Annotated in this window: 17 protein-coding genes and 1 tRNA gene; 11 read left to right on the top strand and 7 right to left on the bottom strand. The window is 59.5% G+C overall.

All coding sequences use genetic code 11. From position 1 onward, the window contains the following. Nucleotides 1-7 precede the first annotated feature (7 nt). The 3 genes from SIC14_RS02950 to SIC14_RS02940 form a co-directional block, all read right to left on the bottom strand. Nucleotides 8-2506, bottom strand: a complete 2499-nt coding sequence (locus SIC14_RS02950) for an ATP-binding protein (RefSeq protein WP_412564350.1) — start codon at nt 2504-2506, stop codon at nt 8-10. Nucleotides 2507-2890: 384 nt separating this feature from the next. Further along, a tRNA-Ala gene (locus SIC14_RS02945) sits at nt 2891-2966 on the bottom strand. A 111-nt stretch (nt 2967-3077) separates the two neighbouring features. Then, nucleotides 3078-3398 (bottom strand): TIGR02300 family protein, encoded by a 321-nt coding sequence (locus SIC14_RS02940; RefSeq protein ID WP_412564349.1) that lies wholly within the window; start codon nt 3396-3398, stop codon nt 3078-3080. Nucleotides 3399-3494: 96 nt separating this feature from the next. Here SIC14_RS02940 and SIC14_RS02935 point away from each other — a divergent pair, with 96 nt between their 5' ends. The 11 genes from SIC14_RS02935 to SIC14_RS02885 all read left to right on the top strand — a co-directional run bounded on the left by SIC14_RS02935 (nt 3495) and on the right by SIC14_RS02885 (nt 14170). Then, nucleotides 3495-4205, top strand: coding sequence for a M48 family metallopeptidase (locus SIC14_RS02935; RefSeq protein ID WP_412564348.1), 711 nt, complete (start codon nt 3495-3497; stop codon nt 4203-4205). Nucleotides 4206-4250: 45 nt separating this feature from the next. After that, the gene (locus SIC14_RS02930; protein WP_412564347.1) at nt 4251-4901 is read left to right on the top strand and encodes a GntR family transcriptional regulator; all 651 of its coding nucleotides are present in this window, start codon (nt 4251-4253) and stop codon (nt 4899-4901) included. Between the two features lie 133 nt (nt 4902-5034). Further along, nucleotides 5035-5832 (top strand): S49 family peptidase, encoded by a 798-nt coding sequence (locus tag SIC14_RS02925; protein WP_412565813.1) that lies wholly within the window; start codon nt 5035-5037, stop codon nt 5830-5832. Nucleotides 5833-6002: 170 nt separating this feature from the next. Next, on the top strand, nt 6003-6950 hold the full coding sequence (locus tag SIC14_RS02920) for a calcium/sodium antiporter (RefSeq protein ID WP_412564346.1): 948 nt from the start codon (nt 6003-6005) through the stop codon (nt 6948-6950). Between the two features lie 33 nt (nt 6951-6983). Further along, nucleotides 6984-7766, top strand: coding sequence for an SDR family oxidoreductase (locus SIC14_RS02915; protein ID WP_412564345.1), 783 nt, complete (start codon nt 6984-6986; stop codon nt 7764-7766). A gap of 294 nt (nt 7767-8060) precedes the next feature. Then, nucleotides 8061-9926, top strand: coding sequence for an excinuclease ABC subunit UvrC (uvrC, locus tag SIC14_RS02910; RefSeq protein ID WP_412564344.1), 1866 nt, complete (start codon nt 8061-8063; stop codon nt 9924-9926). A gap of 149 nt (nt 9927-10075) precedes the next feature. Further along, entirely contained in the window at nt 10076-10567 is a 492-nt protein-coding gene (locus SIC14_RS02905; RefSeq protein WP_412564343.1) for a hypothetical protein, read from the top strand. Next, nucleotides 10528-12729, top strand: coding sequence for an ATP-binding protein (locus SIC14_RS02900; protein WP_412564342.1), 2202 nt, complete (start codon nt 10528-10530; stop codon nt 12727-12729). Before SIC14_RS02905 ends, SIC14_RS02900 begins: the two co-directional genes overlap by 40 nt. Nucleotides 12730-12806: 77 nt before the next feature. Beyond that, nucleotides 12807-13469 carry a CDP-diacylglycerol--glycerol-3-phosphate 3-phosphatidyltransferase gene (gene pgsA, locus SIC14_RS02895; RefSeq protein WP_412564341.1) on the top strand — a complete coding sequence of 221 codons (663 nt, stop codon included), beginning with the start codon at nt 12807-12809 and terminating at the stop codon, nt 13467-13469. A gap of 1 nt (nt 13470) precedes the next feature. Next, entirely contained in the window at nt 13471-13716 is a 246-nt protein-coding gene (moaD, locus tag SIC14_RS02890; protein WP_412564340.1) for a molybdopterin converting factor subunit 1, read from the top strand. 10 nt (nt 13717-13726) lie between these two features. After that, nucleotides 13727-14170, top strand: a complete 444-nt coding sequence (locus SIC14_RS02885) for a molybdenum cofactor biosynthesis protein MoaE (RefSeq protein ID WP_412564339.1) — start codon at nt 13727-13729, stop codon at nt 14168-14170. An 88-nt stretch (nt 14171-14258) separates the two neighbouring features. On the opposite strand, the gene SIC14_RS02880 is transcribed toward SIC14_RS02885, so the two are convergent. The 4 genes from SIC14_RS02880 to SIC14_RS02865 form a co-directional block, all read right to left on the bottom strand. Further along, nucleotides 14259-15032 carry an HpcH/HpaI aldolase family protein gene (locus SIC14_RS02880; RefSeq protein WP_412564338.1) on the bottom strand — a complete coding sequence of 258 codons (774 nt, stop codon included), beginning with the start codon at nt 15030-15032 and terminating at the stop codon, nt 14259-14261. After that, entirely contained in the window at nt 15032-16450 is a 1419-nt protein-coding gene (locus SIC14_RS02875; protein WP_412564337.1) for a pyridoxal phosphate-dependent decarboxylase family protein, read from the bottom strand. Before SIC14_RS02875 ends, SIC14_RS02880 begins: the two co-directional genes overlap by 1 nt. Nucleotides 16451-16550: 100 nt before the next feature. After that, the gene (locus tag SIC14_RS02870) at nt 16551-16760 is read right to left on the bottom strand and encodes a DUF2783 domain-containing protein (RefSeq protein ID WP_412564336.1); all 210 of its coding nucleotides are present in this window, start codon (nt 16758-16760) and stop codon (nt 16551-16553) included. 4 nt (nt 16761-16764) lie between these two features. Then, nucleotides 16765-18381, bottom strand: a complete 1617-nt coding sequence (locus tag SIC14_RS02865) for an FAD-dependent oxidoreductase (protein ID WP_412564335.1) — start codon at nt 18379-18381, stop codon at nt 16765-16767. Between the last annotated feature and the right edge of the window lie 61 nt (nt 18382-18442).

Here is an 18442-nt window from a genome sequence, read left to right as displayed (position 1 = left end):
CAGGCGCTTAGAGCGCCTGCCTCAGGGCGTTTTTCAAGGCCGCGATTTTGACCGGTTTTGCAAGGAATCCGTTCATACCCGCGTTGAGGCATTTCTGTTCTTCAGCCTTCAGGGCATTGGCGGTGATGGCCACGATATGACAGGCGCGGGCACCGGTCTTGTGTTCGGCGCAACGGATTGACTCCGCCAGCTGGTAGCCGTCCATTTCAGGCATGTGGCAATCCGTCAGCACCAGATCAAAGGCCCCATCGCGCCATTGTTTCAGCCCGTCCAGACCGTTGCGGGCAATCTGGGCGCTGTGGCCTAGGGCTTCCAGCTGTTTGCTTAGCACCAAGGCGTTGATTTCATTGTCTTCCACAACAAGGATCCGCGGGGTTTCCGGCGTGGTCTTGGGGCCATCCTGTGGATCCAGTTGCAGACGTCGCTGGGGCAATTCGATGGGTTGCGCGGCCGGTGCTTCACTGTTGTCCAGAGGCACATAGGGTACAGTGACGCGGAACAGCGTGCCTTGATCTTGCAGGTGCAGGCTCAGCGCGCCACCCATCAGTTCCATCAGGTTACGGCTGATGGTCAGTCCCAGTCCAGTGCCGCCGAACCGTCGGGTGGTGTTGCTTTCGGCCTGCGAGAAGGGCTCAAAAATATGCTCTGCCGCCTCAGCCGAAATGCCGATCCCATTGTCGGACACATCGATCTGCATCAGGCCGCTGTGCAGCAGATGGCAGCGGACTTCGATCCGACCGTCATGGCCGTCCGCGCGCCCTGGTGTGAACTTCACCGCGTTGCTAAGAAGGTTGGACAACACCTGATGCAGACGCCCCTCATCGACCGAGATCACCTCGGTCACGTCGGGCGCAATCTCCAAGGCGACCTCAACCCCTTTGTCAGCGGCCATATGGCTGTGCAGTGTGACCAGGTTGCGCAAACCTTCGTGCAGGTTGCTGGGATGGGGATCCACAGTCAGCATGCGCGCCTCGATTTTGGAGAAATCAAGGATGTCGTCAATGATCCGCAGCAGGGCGTTGGCTGAACTGGCGATGGTCTCGGCTTTTTCCAGCAGGGTCGGGTCAGCCAGCTTCTGGGTCAGCAATTCCGTCATACCGATGATACCATTCATCGGGGTGCGGATTTCGTGGCTCATGTTGGCCAGAAACTCAGACTTGGCCATGTTTGCCGCTTCGGCGTTTTCGCGCGCCGCGACCAGTTCCATTGCGGTTTCTTTCAGCGGGCTGATGTTGGTCAGCGAAAGCGTCTGATAGCCATTGTCCAGCTTGCGTTCATCGGCCAGATACCAGCCCGCACCGGGCCGGAAAAATTCAAAGCTGCCTGACGGGTTCTGATGCGCCTCAAGGGTTTTTGTCACCCAGTCATCCAGATCCGGCCCAGCATCCACCACGATCCCGCTTTTCTGCATCGCCAGCAGGTGTTCGCGGAAGGTGGTTCCGATGGCGATGCCTTCGGGGATAAAATGGTGCAGCTCCTGATAAGCCACATTGGTGAAGGCAAACCGATCTTCCGGATCAAAGATTGCAATCGGCAGGTTGATCGCATCAATTGCGCGGTAAAGCATGGTCAGCTGCTCATGTGCCGTTACCCGGGCGGTGATTTCAGTGCCCGTGCCGCGGAAGCCAACAAACTGGCCTTCGGCATCAAACAGCGGTTTGGCGCTGACCTGCATGACCTGCCGACGGTCCGGACGTTCGATGGTGAAGTTGAGCTGTTTGAAGCCACGCTCCAGCGCCAGAAGCTGTTCCAGTGTCTGCCCCTCGACTGCAGCGGCCCCCATTGTGACAGCCGGCAGTTTCCGGGCAGATTTCCCCAGCAGGCGGGTCTCGGAGAACTGGCTGCCCGCTTCCTGTGCCAGCGCGCCGGAGGTGAAGCAGAACACGTGGTCCGCATCCGTTTCCCAGATCCAGTCCGTCGCCGTTTCGGTGAAATCGCGGAATCGCGCCTCGCTGTGCATCAACCGCTGGGCCAGCTCGCGGGTTTTGTCTTTCTCGAGCAGATCAAGCCGCGCCGCCATCATCGCGGCAATGGTTTCCAGCTGCTCCATATGCCAGGTGGTGAAGGCGTTGGCGTCTTTCTCTTCTGAATCGATGACGCCGACCACCTTGTCGTCGATCAGAATCGGCACGCAGATTTCTGACAGGGCCGGTTCCAAGTCTGCGATGTAACGGCCGTCTTTGCTAAGGTCGTTGATCACCATTGGCGTCTTGGTCTTGGCGACCGTGCCGGTGATGCCTTCACCAATCGGAATGCGCAGGGCGTTGACGATTTCGCCCTCTTCCGGAGATTTGGTTTCACCCAATGCCGCCATTTGGCGCAGCTGGGTGCCACAGGGTTCGACGTAGTAAACAACGCAGTCAGAAAAGCCGAGTTTCGCCACCACCTCACTGGCCACATACCAGGCCAGTTCGTCTTTGGAGGGGATGCGCATCAGGTCAATGGCAAAGCTGTTCAGAACCCGGAGGGCCTGATGGTCCACATCCGAAGCTTTGTGCAGGGCCATATGCCGCGTGCTGTTCAGGGCAAACCTCTCTGACATCGGGGCGAAAATCTGTCCTTATTTCCGCTGACTACCCGTAAAGGATAGCAGCTTTTCACAATCTGTTAAGCCTCTCTCTTGGGTTGAGAAACGACCAAAGTATCGCAGGCTTTAGCGTGTGTTGTGAAAAGAAAAACCTTTTGTTTTCAAATTGTCATGAAAACGACGAAAGGTTGTGCGCCCTGTCTGACCTCGGCGCCGCGATTCGCCACAATTGCACTTAAGGGAAACGACGAATTGGGACGGCCCGTGGTCCGGGGTGGAGTCTTCCTCGATGGGTCCTCAACAGCAGGCGACGGCTGCCCTTGAGGAGGCAAAGTATTGTGATTTCCGGAGTGTTTAGGGAATTGGTGGAGCCTAGCGGGATCGAACCGCTGACCTCCTGCATGCCATGCAGGCGCTCTCCCAGCTGAGCTAAGGCCCCAATTTCCCAAGCCTCAGAGGCTTGTCTGGCAGGCCGCGTTGGCCTGTGCGCCGCTGTCTAGAGGCTCCTGCGGGTGGGCGCAAGCGGAAAATTCCACCCGCAGGAAATTTTTTATTCGTCGTCTTCAGCCGGCACGTCCGCCAGCTCATCGAGCGAGACGTTGTCGTCATCCTCATCGTCCAGCAGATCATCATCCAGCTCGACGTCAACGTTTTCTTCTTCCAGCAGATCGCCGTCCGCATCCGATTCGGTTGCGGTTGCTTTCTTCGCCGATGCATCCTCTGCGTCGGCAGAGATCATGCGGCTTTTAGTGCCTTCGGTTTCCACGATGTCGCCGGTGTAGGGGCTGACGATCGGGTCTTTGTTCAGGTCATAAAAGCGTTTGCCGGTGGTGGGGCAAACACGCTTTACACCCCATTCTTCTTTGGGCATCAGGGATCCCTCTCAATTCACATGGTCTTGTCGACAATCAGGGCCACCTGCCATAACAGGCTGTGCGTGTCAAAGGCTTTAAAGGATAGGCAGCCCATGCCCAAGCAGAAAGGCGGCAATGCAGCCCATGTTCTGGTCGGTGATCCACCGGTGGAGGTGCATTTGAAACGTTCGGCGCGGGCGCGGCGGATGTCATTGCGGGTTTCGGGGCTCGATTCCAAAGTGACACTGACCCTGCCGGATGGGGTGGCCGAATCTCAAGGATTGGCCTTTGCCGCGGAGAAAGCCGACTGGCTGCGCAGCCAGATCGCCCGCCAGCCGGATGTGGTGGAGGTTGGTCTGGGCGCAACGGTTCCGATTTTTGGCGATCCCTTGCAGATCGTGGCAGGGCAGGGGCGACGCATTGTGGTTGCGGATGGTCAGATCCATTTGCCCGGCAATCCTGAAACGGCGGCGCGCCGTTTGGCAGCCTTCCTCAAGACCCTGGCGCGGGACCAGCTGTCTGCGGCTTCGGATCGATACGCGGCGGACCTAAGATTGCCCTATGACCGCATTTCCATTCGTGACACCCGTTCGCGTTGGGGGTCTTGTTCCTCGGCAGGGGTATTGATGTATTCCTGGCGACTGGTGATGGCCCCGATGGAGGTGCTGGAATATGTCGCTGCTCATGAGGTGGCGCATCTGCGCCATATGAACCACTCGCAGGATTTCTGGGATCAAGTCGCTGAGCTTTATGGCGATTATCATGCACCACGCCAATGGCTGCGGGACCACGGGGCGGATCTGCATCGCTACCGATTTGGCTGAGGGCAGCTCTATTGACCTGCGGCTCATTTGTGATCACATAGCCGGATGCTAATTAATCCACGTCCAGAATCTTCGCCCGCCTCTGCGCATGACCGCGTGTATCGAGGTTTGCGGACCCGCATCATGCACGGTGAGATTGGGCCGGGGCAGGCCCTGACCCTGCGCGGCATCGGCAAAGACTTCGAGGTCTCCATGACCCCTGCCCGCGAAGCGGTGCGTCGGCTGGTGGCTGAAGGCGCGTTGACCCTGTCCAGTTCGGGACGGGTCGCGACCCCGGAGTTGAGCAACGAACGGATCGAAGAGCTGGCCGCCCTGCGCAGCCTGATTGAGGTTGAGCTGGCCAGCCGCGCCATGCCACGGGCACATATGGCGCTGATCGAAAGGCTGCAGTCGATCAATGGCGCCGTCTCCGAGGCCGTCGCCCACAAAGATGCGGTGGCCTATATCCGCACCAACCTGGAGTTTCACCGCACGCTTTACCTGCGGGCACAGGCCCCGGCGATGCTGGCAATGGCGGAAACGGTTTGGCTGCAGCTGGGGCCAACCATGCGGGCACTTTATGGCCGCCTGCGCCGCACCGAGCCGCCGCATTACCATCGCCTGATCATCGCCGCGCTACGGGCCGGGGATGAGCCGGGCCTGCGGCTGGCGGTGCGTTCGGACGTCACCCAGGGCCTGAAGATGCTGGCCAGCTAACGCAGGCTGTGTACTGCCCGGTGCAAGTTGTTCGCGCTACCAGCGGCAAAAACCGAGTCATTTCCGTCACGAAACCGTGGTGCATTGGGATGGGGTTCTTGTCCGGGAGGGTCTGCGCCTCTAAATGGGCGCTATGATGTTCAAGCTGCCGTTCAAAAAGAAACGCCCTCGCGTCGCCGTGGTGCGCATGCAGGGTATGATTGCTGCCGGTGATCGCGCGCCTGTGAATGACGCCGCGCTGGCGCCCTTGCTGGAACGTGCGTTCCGCAAAGGCAAACCGCAGGCCGTCGCGCTGGTGATCAACTCCCCCGGCGGTTCACCGGTGCAAAGTTCGCTGATCGCGGCCCGCGTGCGCCGACTGGCCGCTGAGAAAAAGATCCCCGTGCATGCCTTTGTCGAAGATGTGGCGGCCTCAGGCGGTTACTGGCTGGCGGCGGCTGCAGATGACATCTACGCCGACCCGGCCTCGATCGTTGGCTCCATTGGGGTGATTTCGTCCAGCTTTGGGGCCCATGAGTTCCTGAGCCGCCACGGTGTTGAGCGACGCGTCTATACCTCGGTGAAGTCGAAATCCATGTTGGATCCGTTCCTGCCGGAGAAGCCCGAGGATGTGGACCGGCTGAAGGAAATTCTTGGCGACATGCACACGGTGTTCGAAACCTATGTGAAAGACCGCCGGAACGGGAAACTGGCAGAGGATCCGGATCTGTTCACCGGCCGTGTCTGGATGGCCGAAAAGGCCAAGGCGCTGGGGCTCATCGACGGGATTGGCCATGTCACGCCCAAGCTGAAAGAGCTCTACGGCGATAAGGTCCGGTTTATGGTTTATGGCCGTAAGCGCAGCCTGTTCCAGCGGTTCGGCATGTCGGTCGCGGCAGAGGCCGCCAGCCAGATTGAGGAGCGCGCGGCCTATGCGCGTTTCGGTCTCTGATGCTGGTCAAAGTCATCACCTTCTTCCTCATCGGCATGGCGGTGCTTGCCATGTTCGGCAAAGTCAAACTTCCCGGACAGAAACGTCTGGAGGCCGCCCGCTGCAAAAACTGTGGGCGATATAAAATTGGCAAGGGCCCGTGCCCCTGCACCAAAGGAGTTCGCTGAGACATGATCGAATGGCTTTACGCCGCATTGGGCCTGGTGATCCTTCTGCTTGCAGGGGACGCTCTGGTGAAAGGCGCGGTGAATCTGTCTTTGCGCATTGGCATTCCGGCCTTGATTGTCAGCCTGACGATTGTGGCGTTTGGCACCTCCGCGCCCGAGCTGTTGATCTCGATCACCGCCGCTTTGGATGGGGTGCCGGGCATTGCGCTTGGCAATGTGATCGGCTCGAACACGGCAAACATCCTGCTGGTGCTTGGTATCCCGGCTTTGATTGCCACGATGCACACCGGCGATTGTGAATCCGCAAAAAGCTACTTGCAGATGATCGTGGGCACCTTCCTGTTCATCGCCCTGTGTTTCACTGGCGAGTTTACCTTTGTCAGCGGTTTGATCCTGCTGGCGGCACTGAGTGTGACGCTGATCTGGGCCTTCCGTCAGGCCCGCAAGCACATCGATGCCGGGGAAGAGGATGATCTGGAAGAGCCCGAGGGCGCAGATCCCGACATGCCGTGGTGGAAAATTGCGGTCTATTTGGTGCTGGGCCTGATCGGTCTGCCGCTGGGGGCGGACTTGCTGCTGGACAGCGCGGTTACAATTGCCCGCATGTTCGGGATCACCGAAACCGTGATTGGTCTGACCCTTGTGGCCATCGGCACCTCGCTGCCCGAGTTGGCAACCACCGTGATGGCGGTGATCCGTCGGCAGGCGGATGTGGCGCTTGGCAACGTGATCGGCTCGAACATGTTCAACCTGCTGGCCATCATTGGCGTTGCTTCGCTGGTCAGCCCGATCCCGGTGGATTCGGCACTGTTGCGGTTCGATATCTGGGTCATGCTGGGGGCGTCGCTCTTGCTGATCCCTTTTGTGTTCTTTGGCAGACATATCACCCGCATCTGGGGCATCATCCTGACGGCGCTTTATGGGGCGTATCTGCTGGTGGTGCTGAGCTAAACGGATCACAAGACGTTCAAAGGGAGGCGCGACATGGCAGTTGCATTGGTGACAGGCGCAGGCAAACGGCTGGGCCGCGCGATGGCGCTCTATCTGGCGGGGCGGGGCTATGATCTGGCGGTGCATTACGCCAGTTCCGAGGCCGAAGCGCTGGACGTCGTGGCCGAGGCACAGGCGCTGGGGCGTCAGGCGCAGGCGTTTCAGGCGGATCTGCTGGATGAGGCCCAGACGGAGGCCCTGTTTGCCGATGTTGTGGCGGCGTTCGACACGCCGGTGACATGCCTGGTCAACAATGCGTCCTTGTTTGAATATGACCGTCTGGACACCGCCACGCGGCAGACCTGGGACCGGCATTTCAATTCGAACCTGCGCGCGCCGTTCATTCTGACGCAGGCAATGGCCCGGCAGGTGCCGGAGGCCATGCGCGATGAAAACGGTGAGAGGCTGCCGCAGGGGCTGGTGGTGAATATGGTGGATCAAAGGGTGCGCAAACTGACGCCCGAGTTCATGACCTACACGCTGGCGAAAATGGGTCTGTGGACCTTTACCCAGACAGCGGCTCTGGCGCTGGCACCGCATATCCGGGTCAACGCAATTGGTCCGGGCACCACTTTGATTGGCGCCCGTCAGAAGCAGGACCATTTCGATGCCCAGCGGGCCCGTTCGATCCTGCAGCGGGGGGCAAATGTCAGCGATATCACCGCAGCGCTTGGATTTTTCCTGGATTCCCCGGCTGTGACGGGCCAGTTGATCTGCTCTGACGGTGGCCAGCACCTTGCCTGGCAGACCCCCGATATCATCAACAAACCCGGCTAAAAGCTGACTCCGTGCCAAAGTTTTGCACGGGTGTCGGTTTTGTTACGTTTTTGTTACCAAATGTTTAACAATTTCAATCACTTGGTCATATTGCGAAAAAGTTTAGTTTGAAAACAAATAGTTATATTTGTGCCTAAAAAATAGGCACATCAACAAAATCACCCAAAAATAGCGGAAAAGCGACGTTCCCCAAAAGATATCTGCAGACTTATCCACAAAATCCGTGGAAAGCTTTTCTCTTGCTCCGGTCCCGCAAAGATTGCAGCGAGAGGGGGAGAATCATATCTCTAGCCTATGACTGAAAACGCCCCCGATTCTCTGACCGGCCACGCCCTGATTCAGGACTATCTGAAGACGCTGGATTCTTCGCCCGGTGTCTACCGGATGCTCGATGCGCAGGCGCGCGTGCTCTACGTTGGTAAGGCACGGAATTTGCGGGCGCGGGTGTCAAATTATGCACGGCCTGCAGGGCATTCGGGGCGGATTGCGCGAATGATCTCGGAAACGGCGTCGATGATGTTCCTCACGACCCAGACCGAGACCGAGGCGCTGCTGCTGGAGCAGAACCTGATCAAGCAGTTGAAGCCGCGTTACAACGTGTTGCTGCGAGATGATAAATCTTTCCCGAATATTCTGGTGACCGGGGCGCATGATTTCCCGCAGATCACCAAACACCGCGGCGCCAAAAAGCAGAAAGGCCGATACTACGGCCCCTTTGCCAGTGCAGGGGCGGTGAACCGGACGCTGAACCAGCTGCAAAAGGTGTTCCTGCTGCGCAACTGTTCGGATTCGATGTTTTCCAGCCGCACCCGCCCCTGTTTGCTGTACCAGATCAAACGTTGTTCAGGGCCATGTGTGGGCAAGATCTCGGCCGAGGATTATGCAGCTACCGTGAAAGATGCCGAACAGTTTCTGTCGGGCCGTTCGACCGAGATTCAGGAAGCATTGGCGGCCCAGATGATGGCGGCGTCCGAGGCGATGGAATTCGAACGCGCCGCCGCCCTGCGGGATCGGATCCGCGCCCTCACTCAGGTGCAGACCGTGCAGGGCATCAACCCGCGCACCGTGCAGGAGGCCGATATCGTGGCCCTGCATCTGGAAAAGGGGCAGGCCTGTGTGCAGGTGTTTTTCATCCGGGCTGGGCAGAACTGGGGCAATCGGGATTTCTATCCGCGCGTCGGCGTTGATATCGAAGCGCCCGAGGTTTTGGAGGCCTTCCTGGGGCAGTTCTACGACAGCAAGGATCCAGCGCGGCAGCTGATCCTGTCGCATCCCATCGATGATCCGGATCTGATGGCCGAGGCGCTGGGACAGAAACTGGGGCGCAAGGTCGAGATCCTGGTGCCGCAGCGCGGTGAGAAGGCCGAATTGGTGGACGGCGCGCTGCGCAATGCCCGTGAGAGCTTGGCGCGAAAGATGTCGGAAAGTGCAACGCAGACAAAACTGCTGAACGGGCTGGCCGAGGCCTTTGCGCTGGACGCCGCGCCGAAACGGATTGAGGTCTACGACAACTCGCATATTCAAGGCACCAATGCGGTGGGCGGGATGATTGTGGCTGGGCCCGAAGGCTTCCTGAAGAATCAGTACCGCAAGTTCAACATCAAGGGTGACGACCTGACCCCGGGCGATGACTTCGGCATGATGAAAGAGGTGCTGACCCGCCGCTTCAAACGTCTGCTGAAAGAAGATCCGGATCGCGAAAAGGGCATGTGGCCGGATCTGTTGCTGATCGATGGTGGCGCGGGGCAGGTCTCGGCGGTGCAGGAGATCATGGAAGAACACGGCGTTGAGGATATTCCGATGGTCGGTGTCGCTAAGGGCGTGGACCGCGACCACGGCAAGGAAGAGTTCCACCGGCCCGGCGCGCGTCCCTTTGCCCTACAACGGAATGATCCGGTGCTCTACTTCATTCAGCGGATGCGGGATGAGGCGCACAGATTTGCCATCGGTACCCACCGCGCCAAACGGGCCAAGGCGATTGGGGCCACCCCTCTGGACGATGTGCCCGGCGTTGGGGCCACGCGCAAGCGGGCCTTGCTGGCACATTTCGGATCCGCCAAAGCCGTCAGCCGCGCCGCGCTGGCGGATCTGAAGGCGGTTGATGGGATTTCCGAGGCATTGGCACAATCCATCTACGATTTCTTCCACGAAAAGGGCTGATCTGCCCGTTGACGGCCCGGCATGCTTGATTTTCCGCCGGGCGGCTTCATAATTTTCCTAAACACTCGACCCCGCACAGCAGTGTGATTGGGGAAAACTGCACATGTTCAAAAGGGAAGGGCAGCATCATGCCGGTTTCAGAAAGAGCAATGCAATCGTTTACATTGGGTGTGTTTGTCTGCGCGCTCTTTTGGGTTGTCTTTTCCGCCGGTGCAATGGCTGCTGAAAAAACGATGATCCGGTTGGGCGGTGATCTGGGCCATTCCGATCTGGCGGGGATCACCATCGAACAGATCGAAGCCTTGGGGCTGGCTGAGGTCGAAGTGTTTAACCCAGATGAACGCAGGGTCGCCACCTATCAGGGGGTCTGGCTGAACGATATCGTGGCGGGGTTTGGCACGGGGCAAACCCAGAATATCAGCATGACGGCCATCGACTTCTATCAGGCTTCATTTGACCGCGAAGAGTGGGAACAGCTCAGAATTTTGTTGGCGACCCGCGAAGATGGCGCGCATATTGAAGTAGACAGAAAAGGCCCGATCCGGGTGATCTTCGCAGACTACAACCCCGAGGAGCGCGCCTATCAAGAAACGATTGGTAAATGGATCTGGATGGTAAACAAAATCGATTTCAGCGACTGATCGGCCTGTCGCGTTCGCGACTTGTGATACTGCTGTTTCTGGGGGCCGTTGTTGTCGTGGCCTATGTCTTTCTGGCCTTTCGGGCGGAACGGCAGGCAGTGCAATCTGCCAACCAAACGTTAGCAGCCGTGGAATCGTCTCGGTTTGCTTTCAAGGTTTCACAGCTTAGCCAGCAGGGCATGAACTACTTCGATCAGTCCATCGAAGAAAATGATCCCATCCTTCTGGAAGATGCCATTGTCATGATTGGGGCAGCAATCGGTTTTGCCAGATCCCCGGCCGCCAATGAAAATGAACAGATGGACGTGATCATTCCGCTGTTGGAAGAGATGCGGGATCTGATCCAGTCCCAGCGCCTTGCAATTGACGCCGCCTCGCATCAGCGGCTGCACAACTTGCTGACCGATGTTGAACGCGGAATTACGCTGTATGAGCAGAAATCTTACAGGCTGTTTCTGGATGATTTTTACCGTTTGCAAACAGTCGACTATCGCCAAGGCGTAACGCTGAGGATTTTTGCTGCCTCGATTGTGGCCGGTTTTTTGGTATGCGCCACCTTGCTGTTTTTCATGCGGGCTGAACAGTTGCAGACCAACCGCCGGATTGAGGCGGAAACGGCCAGCCGTGCCAAATCGGCGTTTCTCGCGAACATGAGCCATGAGATCCGCACCCCGATGAATGGGATCGTTGGCTTGGTCGAACTGCTGAAGGACTCGCCGCTGTCAGATGACCAACAGCAGATGATCACACATATTCAGGATTCGTCCTTTTTCCTGCTTGGCATCATCGACGACATTCTGGACGCCGCCAAAATTGATGCGGGGAAAATGACCCTCGAACAAACCGCCTTCAACATGTTGGAGGCGATCGAGATGACCTCGGAAACCGTGGCGCTGCAGGCCCGGTCGCAGAACGTGCGTCTGATGGTCTATGTGGATCCGTTGGTGCCAGACTTTGTGATCGGAGACCCCCTGCGGCTGCGCCAGATCGTGCTGAACCTGCTGAGCAACGCGATTAAATTCTCTGCCCGCGAAGGGGGCCAGAGCGGCCTTGTGCAATTGTGGGTCGAACCCCATGAGACACGCACCGGAATCCGCATTCGGGTGATCGATGACGGCATCGGTATGACTCCCGAGGTGGTTGCCAGGATCTTCCAGCCCTTCAATCAAGGCGAGGAGTCGACCACCCGGAAATATGGTGGCACGGGGCTGGGCCTTGTCATTACACGCAACCTTGTGGATCTGATGGCAGGGCATATGGCGGTCGAGAGCACGCCGGATCAGGGCTCAACCTTCACCGTTTTTCTGCCGCTGCCCGCCGGCGCAGGGGACGCGCCGCTGCCTGACATCAGCGGGTCGCAGTTGATCCTCAAGATGAACCACCTCGATTTCAACGACCGGATGGCGCGGTACTTTGAACATCGGGGGGCTGTTGTCAGCTGCCCCGAAACTGATGCCGACATGATTGACGCGGTCAAAGCAGCAGGCCCGGAAACCGTTGTCCTGCTTGCGCTTGGCACGTTGGAGGAAAACCTCGAACAGGTTGATGACCTGCGGCTGGTGAACCCATCATGTCAGATCGTGGTGCTGGATCCCAGCTGCGGCAATCCCAAAGGGCTGGTGGGCACCGGGCTCTATGCCTCTTACCGCTACCCGATGCATCACAGCGATATGATGCGTGGCATTGCGGTTTTACTGGGCCGACTAGAGGCAGGCCGCCCAACGCATGAAGCAGGGGCCTTCGGGCAACCCGCCTCTGACGCAATGCTCCCGCAGGCCGGAACCACGCCAATGCCCACCGTTCTGGTGGTTGAGGATAACCCCCTTAATCTGGCGGTGATTTCACGCCAGCTGACCACCCTTGGCTACGCCTTTGACACGGCCACAAACGGCGCTGAAGGCTTAGAGAAATGGCGCAAAGGGGGCTATGCGGCGATCCTGACCGACTGCCAGATGCCGGTGATGGATGGCCTGGCCATGACCCGCGCCATCCGCGACGCTGAAAAGGCGGGCCGCAACCGCCCCATCCCGATCCTTGGCATCTCCGCCAGCGCCCTGCCCGAAGAAAGCGCCCGCTCGATGGAGGCTGGGATGAGTGAATATCTGACCAAACCCCTACAACTGCCGCAGCTGTCTCAGGCACTGACTGATTGGGTTGCCTAAGCCACGCTCTGCAGCATTCCGTCCCACCGACCAAAGCGCCGCTTTCCCCCGCGCGCCGGGCAGGGTAAGCAGGGGCCATGACCTGGACGATCCCAAATATTCTGACCGTGGCACGCCTTTTGGCGGCACCCGGTGTCGCCGTGATGTTTCTTTACTTCACAAGGCCCTACGCTGACTGGTTCGCGCTGCTGCTGTTCACCTTGGCAGCAGCAACCGATTGGTTTGACGGCTACCTGGCCCGCGCCTGGGGGCAGGAAAGCAAAATGGGGGCGATGCTGGACCCGATTGCGGACAAGGCAATGGTGGTGATCGCCCTGATGGTGATCGTCGGCTATTCCTCAATGTCGCCCTGGCTCGTGCTGCCGGCCACGGTGATCCTCTTCCGAGAGGTTTTTGTCTCGGGCTTGCGCGAATTTTTGGGCGACACCGCTGGCACTTTGAAGGTGACCAAACTGGCCAAGTGGAAAACCACCTCACAGATGGTCGCCATCGCGCTGCTGTTTGCCCAGGGTGTGTTTGAACACTATTTCGGCATGAGCGTTATCGGCATGAACGATGAGATTGTCGCCCAGATCCTGCGGGGCGAATTGCCTGACGATCTGGGGCTGATCTGGAAACTGCAGGGCATGGCCTGGGCGGGCAACGCGGGTCTGGTGCTTCTCTGGGTGGCGGCGGTCCTGACTTTCCTCACCGGGGTCGACTACTTTAACAAGGCGCGGCCACATCTGAAGGACAACTGATATGGATATTCTCTACTTTGCCTGGGTCCGCGAACGGATCGGCATCCCACGTGAGAAACTCGATACCAGTGCCGCAACGGTTGCCGAACTGGTGGAAGAGCTGAAAGCACGGGAAGAACGCTACGCTGCAGCTTTTGCCGACCTGTCCGCCCTGCGGGTGGCGCTGGATCAAGACCTCAGCGATTTTGACGCCTCTCTGGACGGCGTGCGCGAAGTTGCCTTTTTCCCGCCGATGACCGGCGGCTAAGGGGGGTACGATGGATATCCGCGTTCAGGAAGCCCCGTTTGAACTGGGCCGTGTGGTGGAAGAATTCACTGACCGGCAGGTCAACATGGGGGCCATTGTCACCTTCACCGGCATCACCCGCGACCTGCCCGGCGCGGGCATGGACCGGATGGAGATGGAACATTACCCCGGCATGACCGAACGGGCGCTGGCCAAGATCGCGCAGGACGCGCTGGATCGTTGGGATCTGGGCGACGTGTTGATCATCCACCGCTACGGGGTGTTGAAACCTCAGGACCGGATCATGATGGTGGCCACCGCCTCTCGCCACCGCGCGCATGCCTTTGAAGCGGCGGAGTTCCTGATGGACTACCTGAAATCCCGCGCGCCCTTCTGGAAGAAAGAAATCACCAAAGACGGCGCCGAGTGGGTCGACTCCAAGGATGAGGATGAAGCCGCGCTGAACCGGTGGTAAGCGCTTTCATCTTGCTCAAAATACTCTGGGGTGAGGCGCTTTGCGCCGAGGGGCAACGCCCCTCAGTCCCGCTCAACACTCCGCTTAATCAGCCTTGGCCCCGCCACGCCGCCATCTTGGCGTTGGCGGCCTGCACAAAAATCACCACATCAATCGCCACCGCAAGAAACTGCGCGCCCCAGCTGCGGTAAAGCTCTGCCGTGTCATCTGCCAGCGCCAGAATGCCTGCCGCCTTGTCACTTGCCGCGATTTTGCCCAGTCCGGCCTCAATCGCGGCACGGACCTCGGGGTGTTCGGTCTGACCAAGGTGGCCCATGTCTGCCGCCAGATCGGAAGGCCCGATAAAGACGCCATCCACACCTTCGACCGCCAGGATCTCCTCCAGTGCCGCCATGCCCTTCACCGTCTCAACCTGCAACAGCAGGCAGATCTGAGCGTTGGCGGTGGGGGCGTAATCGCTGACAGTGCCGAACTTTGCAGCCCGCGCCAGGGCTGCCCCCGCACCCCGCACCCCTTCGGGTGGGTAGCGGCAGGCACGGACCAGTTCGCGGGCCTGATCAGCGCTTTCGACCATAGGGATCAGCAGGGTTTGCGCGCCCGCATCCAGCACCTGTTTGATCAGCCAGTCATTGCCCACGGGCAGTCGCACCACGGGATGGGAATGTTTGCCCTCCAACACCTGTAGCTGCCGGGTGATTGTCGGCAGGTCGTTCGGGGCGTGTTCGCCATCAATCACCAGCCAGTCGAATTCGGCAGTGGCCAGCATTTCCAGCGGATAGGCATCGGCAAAACCGGCCCAGCATCCGATGACCAACTCGCCGTTCTTCAGCCGTTGCTTGAAGGGGTTCACAGAGGCGGGCATCACAGGGCCTCCTTCACTGCGGCCGCGGTCTCGACGATGGTCTGATAGGCCATTTCGATGTCCTCTTCAGTGCAGTCCCATTGGCCGGCTTGGAAGCGGATCACCAACTTGCCCTTGGTGCGGGTCTGGGTCAGGTAGATTTTGCCCTCGTCATTGATCCGGTTGATCAGTGCCAGCGTCGCCTCTTCGCTGTCCTGCCCTTCTGGGCGCCACACGAAGGTGAACAGCGACAGCACCGGTTCCGTCACGATCTCGAACTCCGGCGTATCGCGCAGTTTCTCACAGAGGGCCACGGACCAGTTCACATGATTGCGGATCATGCTGCGCAGGCCTTCCAGGCCATAGGCACGGATCAGGAACCACAGTTTCAAAGCGCGGAAACGGCGGCCCAGTGGCACGGACCATTCCGAATAGTTGATGATGCCGTCCGCGCCGTGGGTTTTCAGATACTCCGGCTGGATCGCCAGGGTGCGGGTCAGATCCTCAGGGGAGCGGATGAAATGCGCCGACAGATCGAACTGCGTGCCGAGCCATTTGTGCGGGTTGAAGACAACAGAGTCCGCGCCGTCCACACCTTCCCACAACACACGGTATTCGGGGCAGATCATCGCCGCGCCCGCCCAGGCGGCATCCACATGCACATAAAGGTCATGGGCTTTGGCAACGGCAATGGTTGCCGCGATATCGTCACAGCCGCCGGTGCCAGTGCCGCCGGTACAGGCCACAACACCTGCGGGCAGGTGGCCCGCGGCCAGATCCGCCTCAATCGCGGCTTTTAGGGCTGCAGGGTCCATCGCGCGGGTGGGTCCCTGTGTTGGGATGCGGATCAGGTTGGCTTGTCCAATGCCCGCCACCCAAATGGCGCGATCCACCGAGGTGTGGACCTCTTCGGAGCAATAGATCCGCAGGGCTTTCTGGCCCGACAGGCCGTTTTCATTGCCATCCCAGCCAAGCGCCCGTTCGCGCATGGTCAGCACCGCCGCCAATGTCGCCGAGGAGGCCGAGTCCTGAATTACACCGGCAAAGGCCTCGGGCAGGCCAAGGCTTTGGCGCAGCCAGTCCATCATGCGGGTCTCCATCTCGGTCGCCGCAGGGGAGGTCTGCCACAGCATACATTGCGGCGCCATGGTGGTGATCAGATTGTCCGCCAGCACCGCCGCAGGCGAGGCATTGGACGGGAAGTAGGCAAAGAAACGTGGATGTTGCCAATGGGTGATGCCGGGCACCACGATGTCTTCAAAATCCTTCAGGATCTCTTCCATTGGCTGCGCGGTTTCAGGCGGGGCAAGGGGCAGGGCATTCAGCACCTCACCAGGTTTTGTCTGCGCCCTGACAGGGCGGTCCCGCAGCGTGGCGTGATAGCCTGCAGCCCAGTCCGACACCCATTTCCCCCACTTCGGAAAGTCGCTCCAGCGCATGATCCTCTCCCTCATATCCTTTGCGTTGCGGCAACAGGATCACTGGCGGCGGGGGAGGTCAAGACCGGTCGATGCCGGTCCTGACAGTCTTGGGCGGGTGTCACTCTGCCGCGCTGGTCAATCCGGCGGTCGCAGCCGCCTGCAGCGCCTCGCGCAGGGTGTCATTGTCGCCAATGTGGTTGGCCAATATCAGGATCAGCCGCGCGTTAAGCGCGTCGCTTTCGCTTTTGCTCAGGTCCTCATGCGCCGCCAGCAGGTCGGCGTAGAAGTTATCGGCATTGTGCAGGTTGGCACCAAGGTTCAGCGGCATCTGTTCACTCCTCATCTTTGGCGCGGCCAATGGCCCGACGCAGGGCGGCACGGATGGCGGCCCCCTCATAGGTTTCCCACCTTGCGGCGACATGTTGGTCGGGGCGGATCAGGTAGACGCCAGTGGGGCTGAGGCCCAAGTATCGCGCCGCCAGATCGGACCCTTCCGGCGCTTCCAGCGTCACAACATCCAGCTCCAGCCCGGCCTCTTGCAGCGGCTCCGCCGCGCAGTTCAGCGCCAGCAGGGTAAAGCGGTCGCCCAGCTGATCCAGAAGGAAGCCCTCTCCCAGGTCCGCATCGGGGCAGGGGCTGCCGGGACGGGCGCGGGCAGGGGCCTCGGGCAGAGCATCGGCGCTGTTCAGGGGCGAATAGTCATAGGTGCAGGGCAGCGAAAGGCGGCCCGAGTTGACCAAGGGCCGGGCAAAGGCATGATGTTCCGACAGATCCAGCACCGCATCGCGGAAGGTCCGGCTGACCTCTGATTTTGGGGTGATGAAATCGGTCGAGCGTGAAGAGTTCAGGATGTTTTCATCCGCGCCCACAACCCGCTCAAAATCATAGCTGTCCAGCAGCGCCTCATCCGCCACACCGTCAATCACCAGCTTCAGCTTCCAACACAGGTTGTCGGTGTCCTGCACGCCAGAGTTTGCGCCACGCGCGCCAAAGGGGCTGACCTGATGCGCCGAGTCGCCGGCGAACAGCACGCGGCCGTGGCGGAACTTTTCCATCCTGCGACACTGGAACGTGTAGATCGACACCCATTCCAACTCGAACTGCACCTCATCGCCCAACATCGCCTTCAGGCGTGGGATGACGTTTTCGGGCTTTTTCTCTTCTTCCTTGTCGATGTCCCAGCCCAGCTGCAGGTCAATGCGCCAGACGCCATCGGGCTGTTTGTGCAGCAGCGCCGATTGGCCCTTGTTGAAGGGCGGGTCGAACCAGAACCAGCGTTCAGTTGGAAACTCGGCGTCCATCACCACGTCCGCGATCAGGAAGTTGTCCTCAAACACCCGGCCGACAAAATCCAGCCCCAGGATCCGCCGCGTGGGCGAACCTGCACCGTCCGCCGCAATCAGCCAGTCCGCTTCCAGTGTGTAGCTACCTTCGGGTGTCTCCACCTCCAGCGCGACGTGATCGGGGTGGGTGCCAATCGCTTCGACTTTGGACTTGCCGCGGATTTCAATCGGCGCGCCCTCAGCCTGCAATTCGCGGACGCGGCTTACCAGATACTCTTCGAAGTAATACTGCTGCAGATTGATAAAGGCGGGGCGCTTGTGGCCCTCTTCCGGCAAGAGGTTGAAGTCATAAACCTTGCGGTCGCCAAAGAAGACCTTGCCCAGGTTCCACTGCACCCCCTTGTCGACCATCGGCTGGCCACAGCCCAGACGGTCCAGGATCTCCAACGGACGTTTGGCAAAACAGATCGCGCGGCTTCCAAAGCTGACTTTGTCATTGTCATCCAGAATGACCGCTTCAATCCCCTGCTGGGCCAGATCTATGGCGGCGGCCAACCCGACGGGGCCTGCGCCAATGATCACCACCTTGCGCCGTACGGGCGCGGCGGCATCCTGATCCTCTGACCGCGCATAGGGGTAGAGGGGCACTTCGAAAATCTTGTTCATCTTGGTCTCCTCCCGAGATGGTGCCTGCTCTGCGAGGCACAAAACACCGGTCTGCCGGCCT

The organism is Thalassobius sp. MITS945101 (assembly GCF_047123305.1).
Lineage (GTDB): Bacteria > Pseudomonadota > Alphaproteobacteria > Rhodobacterales > Rhodobacteraceae > Thalassobius.
This window is presented reverse-complemented; position numbering and strand designations above follow the sequence as displayed.